General features: G+C 55.9%; 13 protein-coding genes and 1 pseudogene. 5 read left to right on the forward strand and 9 right to left on the reverse strand.

The genetic code is table 11. The features are described 5' to 3' along the window. Window positions 1-35: 35 nt before the first annotated feature. The 4 genes from MUU47_RS20915 (at window position 36) to MUU47_RS20930 (ending at window position 5,224) form a co-directional block, all read left to right on the forward strand. Complete coding sequence (locus MUU47_RS20915; protein WP_258990062.1) at window positions 36-989, forward strand: YbeF family transcriptional regulator; 954 nt, start codon at window positions 36-38, stop codon at window positions 987-989. 210 nt (window positions 990-1,199) lie between these two features. Beyond that, the gene (gene lipA, locus MUU47_RS20920; RefSeq protein ID WP_258990064.1) at window positions 1,200-2,165 is read left to right on the forward strand and encodes a lipoyl synthase; all 966 of its coding nucleotides are present in this window, start codon (window positions 1,200-1,202) and stop codon (window positions 2,163-2,165) included. Between the two features lie 247 nt (window positions 2,166-2,412). Continuing rightward, window positions 2,413-3,783, forward strand: coding sequence for a uracil-xanthine permease family protein (locus MUU47_RS20925; protein ID WP_258990065.1), 1,371 nt, complete (start codon window positions 2,413-2,415; stop codon window positions 3,781-3,783). 82 nt (window positions 3,784-3,865) lie between these two features. Then, window positions 3,866-5,224, forward strand: coding sequence for an 8-oxoguanine deaminase (locus tag MUU47_RS20930; RefSeq protein WP_258990066.1), 1,359 nt, complete (start codon window positions 3,866-3,868; stop codon window positions 5,222-5,224). A 128-nt stretch (window positions 5,225-5,352) separates the two neighbouring features. Here MUU47_RS20930 and tatE read toward each other — a convergent pair whose 3' ends face one another. Together tatE and MUU47_RS20940 are read right to left on the reverse strand one after the other, a co-directional pair. Beyond that, a complete protein-coding gene (tatE, locus tag MUU47_RS20935; RefSeq protein ID WP_258990067.1) occupies window positions 5,353-5,556 on the reverse strand; it encodes a twin-arginine translocase subunit TatE in 204 nt (67 codons plus the stop codon). Window positions 5,557-5,683: 127 nt separating this feature from the next. After that, complete coding sequence (locus MUU47_RS20940) at window positions 5,684-6,472, reverse strand: deaminated glutathione amidase (RefSeq protein ID WP_258990068.1); 789 nt, start codon at window positions 6,470-6,472, stop codon at window positions 5,684-5,686. An 87-nt stretch (window positions 6,473-6,559) separates the two neighbouring features. Here MUU47_RS20940 and crcB point away from each other — a divergent pair, with 87 nt between their 5' ends. Then, a complete protein-coding gene (crcB, locus tag MUU47_RS20945; protein ID WP_258990069.1) occupies window positions 6,560-6,937 on the forward strand; it encodes a fluoride efflux transporter CrcB in 378 nt (125 codons plus the stop codon). Window positions 6,938-7,026: 89 nt separating this feature from the next. Here the strand turns inward: crcB and cspE are convergent, their stop codons facing one another. From cspE to MUU47_RS20980, 7 genes and pseudogenes are all read right to left on the reverse strand, one after another. After that, complete coding sequence (gene cspE / locus MUU47_RS20950) at window positions 7,027-7,236, reverse strand: transcription antiterminator/RNA stability regulator CspE (RefSeq protein ID WP_004100146.1); 210 nt, start codon at window positions 7,234-7,236, stop codon at window positions 7,027-7,029. A gap of 191 nt (window positions 7,237-7,427) precedes the next feature. Further along, a pseudogene (locus MUU47_RS20955) lies at window positions 7,428-7,782 on the reverse strand (hypothetical protein). 132 nt (window positions 7,783-7,914) lie between these two features. Continuing rightward, entirely contained in the window at window positions 7,915-11,031 is a 3,117-nt protein-coding gene (locus MUU47_RS20960; protein ID WP_258990070.1) for an efflux RND transporter permease subunit, read from the reverse strand. Next, window positions 11,028-12,263, reverse strand: a complete 1,236-nt coding sequence (locus MUU47_RS20965) for an efflux RND transporter periplasmic adaptor subunit (RefSeq protein ID WP_258990071.1) — start codon at window positions 12,261-12,263, stop codon at window positions 11,028-11,030. Before MUU47_RS20965 ends, MUU47_RS20960 begins: the two co-directional genes overlap by 4 nt. After that, complete coding sequence (locus MUU47_RS20970) at window positions 12,260-13,516, reverse strand: TolC family protein (protein ID WP_258990073.1); 1,257 nt, start codon at window positions 13,514-13,516, stop codon at window positions 12,260-12,262. The genes MUU47_RS20965 and MUU47_RS20970 overlap by 4 nt, the downstream gene beginning before the upstream one ends. A gap of 13 nt (window positions 13,517-13,529) precedes the next feature. Then, entirely contained in the window at window positions 13,530-13,859 is a 330-nt protein-coding gene (locus tag MUU47_RS20975) for a copper-binding protein (protein ID WP_258990075.1), read from the reverse strand. A gap of 56 nt (window positions 13,860-13,915) precedes the next feature. Then, window positions 13,916-14,311, reverse strand: a complete 396-nt coding sequence (locus MUU47_RS20980) for a DUF2946 domain-containing protein (protein ID WP_309578233.1) — start codon at window positions 14,309-14,311, stop codon at window positions 13,916-13,918. Window positions 14,312-14,464: the final 153 nt, after the last annotated feature.

The raw sequence follows: 14,464 nt of genomic DNA on the forward strand, positions 1-14,464 counted from the left end.
ATCATTCATATTGTAAATGAATACGGAGTACAAGTGTGGAATATAACGAAAAGCCGGAAAGCCGAATAAATCCTCGCCTTGAGAGTGATACACCGCAAATTTTCCGAACTCTGCGAAATATAGACCTCAATTTGCTGACGATTTTCGAGGCTGTATATGTGCATAAAGGCATCGTTAATGCTGCGAAAATTCTGAATCTCACTCCTTCAGCTATTAGCCAATCAATTCAGAAGTTGCGCACTATATTTCCTGACCCGCTTTTCATCCGCAAAGGCCAGGGCGTGACCCCTACCGCCTACGCCATGCATTTGCACGAATACATCAGCCAGGGCCTGGAATCGATCCTTGGCGCATTAGATTTGACCGGCAGCTATGACAAACAGCGCACAATCACCATTGGCACATCACCGACGGTCGGTGCAGTGGTTATGCCCGTCATTTATCAAACCATCAAAGACAAATTCCCACAGTTGCTGCTGCGCAACATTCCTGTTACCGACGTTGGCCTTCAACTGAGCCAGTTCCAGACCGATTTGATCATCGACAGCAACCTGCATAGCGCGCGGGTATTAAGCCATCACGTACTTTATAGCGACAAAGTGGTGCTGGTCGCTCGCGAAGGTCACCCGGTCCTGAAAATGCCGCCTACCGTAGAATCACTGAACCACTACGAATATTCGTTGCTGATGATGGAAGGTGCCTCACACACAGAACTGCGTAAACGCGTGCATGAGATGTTCCCTGAGCGACGCATCAGCTTCAGCAGTTACAACCTTGTGACCATTGCCGCGCTGATTGGCAGCAGCGATCTTATTGGGTTAATGCCAGCGCGATTCTTCACGCTGTTGTCTCGTTGTTGGCCACTTCAGGTTGTCGATTTTGCGCCGCTGCGTGAAGAATCGGTCGAATTTTCACTGCATTACAACAAACTCAGCATGCGTGACCCGGTGCTACAAAGTGTTATCACCGCTATTCGCCAGGCATTCTGAAAGACCCGGAGTCCGCCCCGTTCTGCTGCTTTGCCCGTCAATAAGCACATAAAGCAACATCTGGTTTACAAATTGCCGGCCTGGCAGGCTGCTTTATCCCCCTGATTAATGCTATACTGCCAGCCGTCTAATTCAAAAATAGTTGATAAATACAACATTTCCTTGAATTGAAACGCTTTCTTCGTTACCCGCAACTGGAACACGCACGCTATGAGTAAACCCATTGTGATGGAACGCGGTGTTAAGTACCGCGATGCCGATAAAATGGCCCTTATCCCGGTTAAAAATGTGGCTACCGAGCGCGAAGCGCTGCTGAGAAAACCGGAATGGATGAAAATCAAACTTCCGGCCGACTCGACCCGTATTCAGGGTATCAAGGCTGCGATGCGCAAAAATGGCCTGCACTCGGTGTGCGAAGAAGCCTCTTGCCCTAACCTCGCGGAATGTTTTAACCACGGAACGGCCACCTTTATGATCCTGGGTGCGATTTGCACCCGCCGCTGCCCATTCTGTGACGTTGCCCATGGTCGCCCTGTTGCGCCGGATGCCAACGAACCACAGAAACTCGCACAGACCATCGCCGACATGGGGCTGCGCTACGTGGTCATTACCTCCGTTGACCGTGACGATTTGCGCGATGGCGGTGCACAGCACTTTGCAGACTGCATCGACGCCATCCGTGAGAAAAACCCAACCATCAAAATCGAAACCCTGGTCCCGGATTTCCGTGGACGTATGGATCGTGCGCTGGACATTCTCACCGCCACGCCACCTGATGTGTTCAACCACAACCTGGAAAACGTGCCGCGCGTGTACCGCCAGGTCCGTCCGGGCGCTGACTATAACTGGTCCCTGAAGCTACTGGAGCGTTTTAAAGAAGCGCATCCTGAGATCCCAACCAAGTCAGGTCTGATGGTCGGTCTGGGTGAAACCAACGCCGAAATCATCGACGTTATGCGCGACCTGCGTCGCCACGGCGTGACCATGCTAACTCTCGGTCAGTATCTGCAGCCAAGCCGTCACCACCTGCCGGTTCAGCGCTACGTTAGTCCGGATGAGTTCGAAGAGATGAAAGCAGAAGCACTGGCGATGGGCTTCACCCATGCTGCTTGCGGTCCTTTCGTGCGTTCTTCTTACCACGCCGATCTGCAAGCCAAAGGTCTCGAAGTTAAATAACCTTTGCTGCTGAGCACACTGGCCGCCGCGTTATCGCCGCGGCCTTTTTATTTTGGCGCAATCCTCCTGCCTTTCAGCACCATCACGGTGCAAATATTCCTCTCTGAAACTTTTGGCTCACAGCCTGACACCCGTTGTTTCCTTTAAATCAGCGAAAACCCCCGCTATTTGTGTATTTCACTCTCTCTTTTAATTTCTGGATCGTTTCATGCATTACCTTCTTATCGAGAAAAGAAGGAGTGGCCCTATGTCCGCACAAGAACCTGGCGATCTGATTTACGGTCTGGAAGATAAACCCGCCCCGCTTCCGGCATTTTTAACCGCACTCCAGCACGTGCTGGCGAGCCTGGTTGGGATAATCACCCCGCCACTCATCGTCGGTTCGGTGCTGGGCCTCAATGCTTATTTACCGTGGCTTATCAGCATGTCGCTGATTGTTTCCGGCATCGGCACGTTCCTGCAAGCGAGGCGATTCTTCGGGATTGGTGCGGGCATGATCTGCCTGCAAGGCACCAGCTTTGCGTTTCTGAGCGTTATTCTCGCCGCCGGTTTTAGCGTCAAAAGCAAAGGTGGTGGGCCAGAGCAAATCATGGCGATGATTTTCGGCCTGACGCTGGTTGCCGCCTTTATACCGGTAGTGGTCAGCCGTTTTCTCGGCCAGCTTCGCAAGGTTATCACTCCGCTGGTTAGCGGCACCGTGGTTTGTCTGATTGGGATCAGCCTGATTAAAGTCAGCATCACCGACTGGGGCGGCGGCCATAACGTGAAAGATTTCGGCGCACCGGGCAATTTGCTGCTCGGCCTGCTGACGCTCGGCACAATTGTGCTCTTCAGCCGCGCGCAGAGCCGCTGGCTGCGTCTGGGCGCAGTCATTCTTGGGATTACCATCGGCTGCATCGCCGCGTGGTTTAGCGGCAAACTGAGCTGGCAGCCTTACAACCAGGCGTGGATTGCGCTGCCGCAACCCTTCCGTTTCGGCTTCGATTTCGACTACAGCCTCTTTTTACCGTTAGCGCTGATCTCTCTTATCAGCATTCTGGAAGCGGTCGGAGACCTCACCGCCAACTGCCTGCTGTCCCGCCAGCCGATTGAAGGCGAGCGTTACGTGGCTCGTCTGAAGGGCGGCATTCTCGCCGACGGCGTGAGCTGCATACTGGCGGCGATGTTCTCTGCCCTGCCGAGCACCACCTTTGCACAGAACAACGGCGTGATTCAGATGACCGGCGTAGCCAGCCGCCACGTCGGTATCTGGATTGGTGCCCTGCTGGCGTTGCTCGGACTGTTCCCAGTGTTTGGTGCCGTGGTACAGCAAATTCCTGCCCCGGTACTGGGCGGTGCGACGCTGGTGATGTTTGGCAGCGTGCTGGCCGCCGGAATTCGCATCATGACCCAGTCGCCGCTGACCCGTCGTGACATGCTGATTATCGCCGTATCGTTTGGCATTGGCCTGGGCGTGGAGGCCGAGCCGGAATTTCTGAGTCATCTGCCACCGGTGTGCAAAAGCCTGTTTGGTTCAGCAATCACCAGCGGTGGCTTGATGGCGATGCTGCTCAATCTGGTTCTGCCCGCAGAACGCAGTGACGCCAGCGCAGCCAGTCTGCCTGCGGTCGAAAAATAACACCGCGCACTACGCGCCCCTGGATCAGCAGACAGGGCATAACTGAGCTGACTCTCTCATTCATTAACAGGAGGAGTTAGCGATGTGCGCTAGCCGGATCTGGATCAAAAACCCGCAAGCTATTTTCACCCCGGACGACGTGGATGCCCGGGGTGGCATTATCGTCGAAAATGGCAAAATCAGTGCCCTTCTCGCGGCCGGAGAAACGCCGCTCCAACCCTGCGACACCATTTTCGATGCGCGCGAGCACGTTGTGCTGCCGGGGCTTATCAATACTCATCACCACTTTTATCAGACCCTGACCCGCGCCTGGGCGCCCGTCGTCAATGAACCGCTATTTCCGTGGCTGAAAACGCTCTATCCGGTGTGGGCGCGGCTGACGCCGGATGCGCTAAAGCTGGCGAGTCAGGTCGCAATGGCTGAGCTGCTGCTTTCCGGCTGTACCACCACCAGCGATCACCATTACCTGTTCCCGGAAGGGATGGAAAACGCCATTGATGTGCAGGTTGAAGTAGTGAACGAGCTGGGGATGCGCGCGATGCTGACCCGCGGCTCGATGAGCCTCGGTGAAAATGACGGCGGCTTGCCGCCGCAGCACACGGTGCAATCAGGTGAGGCTATTCTCGAAGATAGCCTGCGCCTGATTCGTCGCTATCATCAGCGCGGCGAAGGGGCACGCATTCAGATTGCCCTCGCCCCATGCTCACCGTTTTCAGTCACTGAAGAAATCATGCAGGAAAGTGCGCGTCTGGCCGCGGTGGAAGATGTCCGACTGCATACCCATCTGGCGGAAACCCTCGACGAAGAAGATTTTTGCCTGGCGCGTTTTGGCTTGCGCACCGTTGATTATCTGGAGAAAGTCGGCTGGCTGAGCGACAGAACCTGGCTTGCGCATGGCATTCATTTCAATGTCGATGAAATTCAGCGCCTCGGCGCAGCGGGTGTCGGGATTTGCCATTGCCCGGTGTCGAATATGCGTCTGGCATCCGGCATATGCCCAACGCTCGACCTGGAAGAGGCCGGGGCGATTATAGGCCTCGGCGTTGACGGTTCGGCCTCAAACGACGCTTCCAGTCTGATGTTTGAAACCCGTCAAGCGCTGTATCTGCAACGTCTACGCTACGGCGCAAAACGTATCACTCCGCAAAAAGTCCTCGGCTGGGCGACAGAAGGCTCTGCGCGTCTGTTAGGGCGGCCCGATCTCGGGGAAATTCGCGTGGGCAAACAGGCCGATCTGGCGCTGTTCCGTCTGGACGATCTGCGGTTTAGCGGCAGCCACGATCCGCTTTCTGCGATGATCCTGTGTGGCGCAGAAAGTGCCGATCGGGTCATGGTGGGCGGGGAATGGCGAGTAGTCGACGGTGAAATTTGCGGGCTGGATTGCGAACGTTTGAAAGCGCAGCACCGTGAAGCGGCGAAACAGTTGGTTGCAACTTTCTGATCAGGCGGGCGCTAAAATGACAAGAGGCCGCAACGGAACCTGTTGTGGCCTCTCTGGCTAACTCGTTGACGTGGGCGAAATGACCTGCGTGAGCAAACGGCTACTGCACGTCGTTTCTGGCTGCGCCGTTACTCTTTATGAGAGAGTTTTTCTGCCGGGACGTCATCTTCAGCGCTTTTCCTGGCGCTGGTGTCGTCTTCGTTCATGGCTTTCTTAAAGCCTTTGATTGCAGACCCCAGGTCTCCGCCCAGCGTACGCAATTTCTTAGTACCAAACACCAGGACAATCAGTGCAGCAACCACCAGCAGTTTGGTAATACTAATCTCACCCATAGATACCTTCTTGATTAAAACAGGCTACAAAACGCGCTAACAAAACCGTAGCTAATTAACGGTCATTTAGCGAGGGCACACAATAGCAATCTGTAACAAGGTGAATCAAGCATTGATTAAAAAAACATCACATTATTTGCGGTGGCGCAAAGCGACGGTTTGTAAGTACCGGTAATTGCGCTCGCACCTGTCGCAAAACCTCGAGACTGATGTCGGCAAAAATGAGCTGCCGGGCATAACCCGCACCAGCCAGAGTGACCCCAAGTGGATCAATCACCCGGCTCTGACCAATGTTCTTATTGCCGCACTCCCCCGCCGCCACGATGTAACAGGTGGTATCCAGTGCTCTCGCCGCCAACAGCGTCGCCCAGTGATGCTCCTTCAGCGGCCCACGCACCCACGCCGTCGGCAACACCAGCACCTCTGCGCCCTGCAAGGCATGCGCCAGCCCGATTTCCGGGAATCGCAGGTCATAGCAGGTCATCAGGCCAATCTTCACTCCGTCGACCTCAATCAGCGGCGGCAACGCGTTTCCGGCATCCACGCGCTTAGATTCCTGAATGTTGAACGCGTCATACAAGTGCAGCTTCTGGTATCGGGCAATAATCTCGCCGCTGCGCAGTACCACCAACGTGTTGGCCGCCCGCCCTTCAGTGGTGGGAACGTGGACGGTCAGGACCGTGGTCATGCTGTTATGACGACTCTCATCCAACAATAGCCGTAAAAATCCGCCGTCGAGCCTCTGCGCCGATTTTACCGACATATCCGGGTCATTATCATCCCGGGCTAACAACGCCTCAGGCAGCACCAGCAGCGATGTCTGCGCCTCTGCTGCCTGCCGCATCAATGATACGCAGGTCCGGGCATTCGTTGGCCAGTCTGGGGTAACAGCAAATTGTCCTGCAGCAACGCGCATAGTGTCTCCGCATGTTTCTTGCCGTAGCCATGAACGAAGCCCGGCGCTAAGATGATATCTTCAGTATTCAAATAGCAGGAATTGGCGGTGTTACAAATACTTTTAGCAGTTTTTATAGGTGGCGGAACCGGGAGCGTGCTGCGCTGGTTGCTGGGGATACGCTTAAACCCAATGCATCATGCAATTCCTATTGGCACATTAACCGCAAACCTGCTGGGCGCGTTTATCATCGGTGCAGGGCTGGCGTGGTTCAATCGGATGACGCACATTGATCCCATGTGGAAACTGCTTATCACGACGGGCTTTTGCGGCGGTTTGACCACCTTCTCAACCTTTTCGGCGGAAGTGGTGTTTTTATTGCAGGATGGGCGTTTTGGCTGGGCGCTGCTGAACGTGGCTATCAACTTGCTCGGATCGTTTGCGATGACGGCTGCCGCCATGTGGATTTTCTCGGCGGCACGCTGACGCTTTTCTGCCTGGTTAAACAACCTGGTTAAACAACAGGCAAAAAAAACCCGTCATTGACGGGTTTTTGTATTCTACTGTCGAAATGCTTAGATAGGCATTACGTTTGCAGCAGATGGGCCTTTGGCACCGTTAGTGATTTCGAACTCTACACGCTGGCCTTCGGCCAGGGTTTTGAAACCGTTGGACTGGATTGCAGAGAAGTGTACGAATACATCTTTGCTGCCATCTTCCGGAGTAATGAAACCAAAGCCTTTGGACTCATTAAACCACTTAACGTTACCTTTAATCTTAGACATCAATATTACCTTTACATGAAAATGGACACAAATGCTGTGTCGGCTAACAGTACAGCAATTGTGGTGCCTTTTGTCCAGCTTAACTTAACGAAAAAGTGATAAAAGTCGCTAAATTTTATTGAAGCTGAGAGTTAGTCGTTGTTTTTGCACACGACGCAAACACCACCGCTGTGAATCTCATCTTTTGTACACTAAAACTGGAAACGCATCCACGCGAATATAGACGTTACCGTTGTTATAAGTGCCTGAATGTAAGTCATCTGGAACGTAACCGGGCCATAACCGACAGAAGCCAGCGGAAGCACCACCGGAATGGGAATGTAGTTCCGGTTGTCGCGTGCAGTGGCCTCGATGGTATAGCCAAGTCCCAAGGGGAAGTTATCATCTGATAGGCTCGTTATACTTGTCCGTCTTCTCCTTGCCATCGGCGAAACGCGCATGCCAGGTAATAGCGGGAACGTACAAATCGTAATGCTCAGGTGACGCCCAAGTTTGCGCAATATTATCCCTGAGTGTTAAAAAAGCATCACTTACCGTTGAGGTCATATTTGCCTTTGCGAAAGAGACACATAACACCTGACTTGTTAATACCCCTGCAAGCATCAGGAGTTTAATAAATGACGAAAATTCAGCGCCGGATAGACGCTGAATAGTTTTTTAAGGAAAAAATAACTACAGTTACCCTCGTTTATTGCGGTGCAATAATTTATAAACCGCCGGAATAACCAACATCGACAACAGCGGCGCGGTAATCATCCCACCAATCATCGGCGCGGCAATACGGCTCATGACTTCAGAACCGGTTCCACTTCCCCACATGATGGGCAGCAGTCCCGCCATAATGGTTGCCACGGTCATCACCTTCGGGCGAACGCGAAGCACGGCGCCCTCATGAATAGCCCGCAGCAGCGAACCGTTATCCATTTCATCGACATTGCCTCGATATTTGGTCAACGCGGTGTTGAGATACAGCACCATAATAACGCCAAACTCTGCGGCCACGCCTGCCAGGGCAATAAACCCGACGGCACTCGCCACCGATAAATTATATCCCAGCAGCCACAGTAGCCAGACGCCACCAATCAGCGAAAACGGTAACGTCCCCATTATCAGTAACACGTCGGAAATACGACGAAAGGTCAGCCAAAGCAGCACAAAAATAATCATCAGTGTCACCGGTAAAACTATTTCCAGTTTGGCTATCGCACGCTCAAGATATTCAAACTGCCCGGACCAGGCGAGTGAAACACCCTGAGGCAATTTTACCTGCCGGGCAACGCGCTGCTGCATCTCCTCAACGGCAGATTTAAGGTCACGCCCGCGCAGGTCGACATAAATCCAGTTCGACAACCGCGCGTTCTCGCTCTTAAGCATCGGCGGACCCTCGCTGATGCTGACCTCTGCCAGCTCCCCGAGCGTCACCTGGCTGCCGTTAGCCGTCACCACCGGAAGCTGGCGCAGCTTTTCCACGTTGTCACGCCAATCCCGCGGATAGCGAACGTTAATCGGAAAGCGCTCCCGTCCTTCAAGGGTCTGCCCGACGTTTTCCCCGCCGACCAGCGTGCTGACTAACGACTGCAACTCCTGCACCGATACCCCATAACGCGCAGCCTGCTGACGGTTAATCGCGATATCGACATAGCGCCCGCCGGAAAGCCGCTCCGCCAGCGCCGAGGTCACGCCTGGCACGTTTTTCACCACCTGTTCAATCTCGCGCGCCACCCGCTCAATGTCAGCCAGATTGTTGCCGTTCACCTTGATGCCCACCGGGCTTTTAATCCCGGTCGCCAGCATATCCAGGCGATTACGAATGGGCGGCACCCACACGTTGGCAATTCCCGGCACCTGCACCGTTTTATCCAGCTCTTCGATGAGCTTCGCGGTAGTCATGCCCGGTCGCCACTGGTCACGCGGTTTAAAATGGATGGTGGTTTCCAGCATCGTTAGCGGTGCGGGATCGGTGGCGGTGTCCGCCCTGCCCGCTTTGCCGAACACACTTTCGACTTCAGGCACCGTTTTGATCAGGCGATCGGTCTGTTGCAACAATCGACTGGCCTCGCGCACCGAAATGCCCGGTAGCGTGGACGGCATATACAGCAGGTCGCCTTCGTCTAGCGGCGGCATAAACTCGCTGCCCAGCCGACTGAGCGGCCACAGCGTCAGCGCCAGCAGCGCCACCGCCAGCATCAGCGTGGTTTTCGGTCTGGCCAGTACCTTATCCAGCAGCGGCTCGTAGGCGCGGATCAGCCATCGATTAATCGGGTTGGCATTTTCATCCGGGATCTTCCCGCGGATAAAATAGCCCATCAGCACCGGGATCAGGGTGATCCCAAGCCCAGCAGCCATCGCCATTGACCAGGTTTTAGTGAACGCCAGCGGGGAAAACATCCGCCCTTCCTGGGCCTGCAGCGAAAACACCGGGATGAACGACAGCGTAATGATGAGCAAACTGCAGAACAGCGCGGGCCCGACTTCCACCGCAGCCTTCTCCGCAAGATGCCAATAATCAGGCTGTTCACCCGGATTATCGTGTCGCCACTGTTCCAGCACTTTGTGCATATTCTCGATCATCACAATCGCCGCATCGACCATCGCACCAATCGCAATCGCAATCCCCCCGAGCGACATAATGTTGGCGTTGATACCCTGATAATGCATAACGATAAACGCACCGAGAATGCCCAACGGCAACGACACAATCGCCACCAGCGCCGAGCGGAAATGGAACAGGAACAGCGTGCAGACCAGCGCCACCACGATAAACTCCTCAATGAGTTTATGGGTCAGCGTGTCGATGGCGTTTTCGATAAGCCCCGAGCGGTCGTACACCGGCACAATTTCTACACCGTCCGGCAGCGTTTTTTGCAGGCTGGCAAGTTTGGCTTTCACCGCGTGCAGCGTGTCGAGCGCGTTCTTGCCGTAGCGCATCACGATGATGCCGCCCGCCACTTCACCCTCGCCGTTCAGTTCAGCCACACCGCGCCGGATTTCTGGCCCAATTTGCACCGTCGCCACATCTGACAGCATCACCGGCACACCTTCACGACTGGCAATCACCACATGACGAAAATCGTCGAGCCCTTTCAGGTAACCGGTGGTCCTCACCATGTATTCGGCCTCGCCCATTTCAACCACGGCGCCGCCGCTCTCCTGGTTCGCCGCTTTGAGCGCCGCCACCAACTGCTGATGGGTCACGTTGAGCGCCCGCAGACGGTCAGGATTGACCACCACCTGATACTGACGCACCATGCCGCCGACGCTGGCGACTTCGGAGACATTCGGTACCGTTTTCAGTTCGTACTTCAGCGTCCAGTCCTGAAGCGCGCGCAGATCCGCGAGGCTGTGTTTGCCGCTCTTATCGACCAATGCATATTCATAAATCCAGCCCACGCCGGTGGCATCCGGCCCCAGCGCTGCCTTCACGCCTTCCGGCAGCTGCGACTGGATCTGACTTAAATACTCCAGCACCCGCGAGCGCGCCCAATACAGATCGGTGCCGTCTTCAAACAGCACGTACACGTAAGCGTCACCAAACATCGAAAAGCCGCGCACGGTTTTTGCGCCCGGTACCGACAGCATGGTCGTCGTCAAAGGCCAGGTAACCTGGTCCTCAATCACCTGCGGCGCTTTGCCCGGGTAGCTGGCGCGCACAATAACCTGTACGTCAGAAAGGTCAGGCAAGGCATCGAGCGGCGCGCGCTGCACCGACCACACGCCCCAGACCGCCATGCCAATCGCCGCCATAATCACCAGCAGACGGTTGCGTAAAGCACCACGAATAACAGCCGCAATCATTGTCCGGCCTCCACGCTGTGATGGACGTGCTCATCGGCAGGCGCAGTCGGAAGCGCGCTGCGCAGGCTGGCTTCTGAATCAATCAGGAATTGCCCGGAGGTCACCACCCGATCGCCTGCTTTCAGGCCGCGGCGGATTTCGGTCCAGCCATCGGCGCTCAGACCCGGCGTGACGTTCACCGCCTGGAAATGCCCTTCTCCGCTGGCGACAATCACTCGATTACTGTTCCCGGTGGCGATCAGCGCCTCTTCCGGGACCGCCAGCACTGGCGCGGAAGCCTGTTTCTGCGCCAGCGCAACGCGCAGATACATTCCCGGCTTCAGCTTCTGCTTTGGGTTATCCAATACGATGCGCGCTTTCAGGGTGCGGGTCGTGGTTTCCAGCTGCGGGAGCAACTCGCTCACGCGCCCGTGGAAAGTGTCGCCGGGCCAGCTGTCGGACGAGGCGGTCACCTCGCTGCCGACCGCCAGCGAGGTGGCCTGACTTTGCGGGTAATCCACCACCAGCCACACCGGATCGAGACTCGCTAATTCAAACAGCGGCGCAGTGGCAGTCACCTGCGCGCCTTCACGGGTATCGAGTTTCGCCACGTAGCCTGCATTTTCGGCGCGTAATGTGAGACGCGTTTGCGGCTGCCCGCTGCGTTCAACCTGGCGCACGACAGACTCTGGCATAAACTGCAACGCCAGCCGTTCGCGAGCCGCACGCGTCAGGGCCGCATCGCCCAACTGGCGCACCGCCAGATACTCCTGCTGCGCGGTGGTCCACGCCGGGATCCACAATCGCGCCAGCGGTTCACCGGCCTTCACCCACTGCTGCGGGGCGCGCACGAATAGCTTTTCAACCACGCCATTGGCGGGCGATGGAATGGTTTGCAGGCTGCGTTCGTCGGTAGTGACCGTCGCCCACGCCTGAAACGCAGGAGCCAGACTGCGCATCTGTACGGTTTGTACCACCATGCCCAGATTCTGCTGCTGTTGCGGGCTGATACTTACCCCAGTTTGCGTCTGACCTTCATCGGCATAGCGCGGCACCAGCTGCATATCCATAAATGGGGATTTCCCCGGTTTATCAAACCGTTGGCCAGGCACCATGGGGTCATACCAGTAGAGTACTTTGCGCGCCGTTTTTGCGGTGTCGACAGGCTGAGTCGGGCCATGCGAACCGGTGTAATAACCACCCGTCGCCGCCAGAATGGCAACGGCCAGCGTCGTCAGAATAATTTTTTTCACTGAGCAGTCTCCTGGGGGATCAGGAAGTGGATCGCGGCCCAGTTACGGGCCACGGTTTTTGCGGCAAGGTTTGCGGCAAGCGTGGTATCGAGCAGGTCACGACGGGCAGCCAGCAGCGCGGTCAGCTCCGATTGGCCGGCGCGATACTGGGCATTCAGCAGTTTCACCCGCTGTTGCTGCAACGGCAGAACGTCATCGCGCTGGCGTAACCACAGGGTTTGCGCCGCCTGATATTCGGCAATCAGCGTGCTGAGCTGGGCCGCATGGGCGCGGGTGGTCAGCGCCAGTTGGTCGTTCGCCTGAAGGGTGCGCGAGACGTCGGCCGCGTGGTCTTTGTCCTGACGTTTTGACTGGAACAGCGGTAAATCGACGGTAAACATCACCCCCGCCATGTCGTCGTAATCCTCAGAGCGGTGCGCGTAATAGACCTCCACGTCCACATCCGGGATCGCCGCAATCGCTGATTCCGACGAGCGCGCTTTCGCGGTATTCGCCTGTCGCGCCGCCGCAATCACTTCCGGATGCAGGGCAATCCCTTCATTCAGACTGGCTTCATCGGCGGGAAGCCGTTGCCAGGTTGGCATTGCCCCGCTGACGCCGCTCACCTGTTCGCCGGTCAGCTGCAATAATCGCGCCTGCGCCAGACGCACATCACGTTCCGCGACGGTCACTTTGTCGCGCATCGCAATCAGGCCAACCCGCAGCGTCAGCACGCTGTCCGCCGTCGACGAACCCGCCCCAACGCTGGCTTTCTGCACGCCCAGCTGGCGCTCGGTTTCGTTAACCAGCGTGCGGGCCGCCTTCAGCGCCTGTTCGGAGAGCGCCAAATCCAGCCACGCCTGTGCGGTATCGCGCTGGAGATTGGCCAGCAGGGTTTGCGCCTGGGCATTCACACTTTGCGACTGCGCCTGTAGCGTTTGCGCTTTGCGGTCGCGTTTCTCTTCGCTGACGTAGCGCTGCATGATGCCTATCTTCTGCATGGTCATGCCTTCCCGGGTAAATCGGGCATCGTTATTGCCCTGCACCGGAACGTTTTCAATGCCGAATTTCAGCTTCGGATCAGGCAATTCGCGGGCCGAATCGGCCATCGATTCGAGCGCTTTGGCCTCATTACGACTGGCCGAAAGCTCGGCGGAATAATCGCGTGCGGCGGTCAGGGTCTGGGCGAGCGTCCACGCTTCTGCATAAGCAGGCGCGTGAACGAGCGCGAATAGCACCCCGCCGAGCCACAGGCTCAACGTTGGTTTGTTCATGGATTTCCCCGGCTTAGTGACGAACGGTCAGCGCGATAATTTCGTAGCGGCCATCAAGCAAACTGACGTCGAAATCCACCGGGTCATTGACGCTGAGCGCTGGCAGCACAAGATTTTTCGCCAACGCAAACGGCATGGTCATTGGCGGCCATTGCAGTTCGGGCACCGCGTCATGGGACAGCGTCAGGGCATGGGGGGAAATGGATTTGATAACGCCTTTCACGTGATACACCGGGGCCGGGGCGGCCAGGTTAACAGCGAGTGCGGAATCAGCGGCCTGCGCCGGGGAAAAGACGAAGACGAGCAGCGCGCCTAACAGCGCAGTAGAAAGCGGAAATTTCATGGTGTTCTCCAGATAATCGTTAATAAGTTGAAAATTAAGCGAGTTATCGGGAGTGTTTATTCTCTGAACCGGCAAAAACGGATCGTTGCCGGGGGCCCTGCGGCGGGCGGGGTGAGAGTCCAGTCAGAGCGAGAGGCTGACGGGCACGGGGTTTCGATGACCGCCAGGGCGACGGTGGTCGGCAGCGCGATAACGGGCGGATGATCGCCGGTTTTTTGGGCGCTGTCCGGCACACAGTGTTTTTCACACAGCGGCGTTTTCATCACCACCGACGTCATGCTCTGATGCTCCACGTGCTGGAGCATCGCGCTGTCACCCTGTGGATTCAGGTCACACTGATGAGAGGCCAGCGCCAGCTGGCTTTGCAGAACAAGCACACCAAACGCCACCAGCAGCATCGCAAGATGCCGTCGGAAGAAACGCAGGCGATAAGTCCATTGAGCGTTCATCATCAGTGCCGAAGAGAAAAAGTGGCCTGAGTATACCCAGCAGAAAATTATCATCGATAGCGATTTTTAAACTCTTTACACTTCGGGCTGAAGCTGCTGATTTTGATTAACTTTTTAGTTTCATTTTCGTATCAACAGAACACAAAACATTCATCA

It is taken from the genome of Scandinavium hiltneri (genome assembly GCF_024764835.1).
GTDB lineage: Bacteria > Pseudomonadota > Gammaproteobacteria > Enterobacterales > Enterobacteriaceae > Scandinavium > Scandinavium hiltneri.

Coding starts and splice junctions, on each gene's coding strand:
- MUU47_RS20925 (WP_258990065.1), top strand. CDS start 2,413: ATGTCCGCACAAGAACCTGGCGATCTGATTTACGGTCTGGAAGATAAA.
- lipA (WP_258990064.1), top strand. CDS start 1,200: ATGAGTAAACCCATTGTGATGGAACGCGGTGTTAAGTACCGCGATGCC.
- cspE (WP_004100146.1), bottom strand. CDS start 7,236: ATGTCTAAGATTAAAGGTAACGTTAAGTGGTTTAATGAGTCCAAAGGC.
- MUU47_RS20975 (WP_258990075.1), bottom strand. CDS start 13,859: ATGAAATTTCCGCTTTCTACTGCGCTGTTAGGCGCGCTGCTCGTCTTC.
- MUU47_RS20980 (WP_309578233.1), bottom strand. CDS start 14,311: ATGATGAACGCTCAATGGACTTATCGCCTGCGTTTCTTCCGACGGCAT.
- MUU47_RS20930 (WP_258990066.1), top strand. CDS start 3,866: ATGTGCGCTAGCCGGATCTGGATCAAAAACCCGCAAGCTATTTTCACC.
- MUU47_RS20940 (WP_258990068.1), bottom strand. CDS start 6,472: ATGCGCGTTGCTGCAGGACAATTTGCTGTTACCCCAGACTGGCCAACG.
- MUU47_RS20960 (WP_258990070.1), bottom strand. CDS start 11,031: ATGATTGCGGCTGTTATTCGTGGTGCTTTACGCAACCGTCTGCTGGTG.
- MUU47_RS20970 (WP_258990073.1), bottom strand. CDS start 13,516: ATGAACAAACCAACGTTGAGCCTGTGGCTCGGCGGGGTGCTATTCGCG.
- tatE (WP_258990067.1), bottom strand. CDS start 5,556: ATGGGTGAGATTAGTATTACCAAACTGCTGGTGGTTGCTGCACTGATT.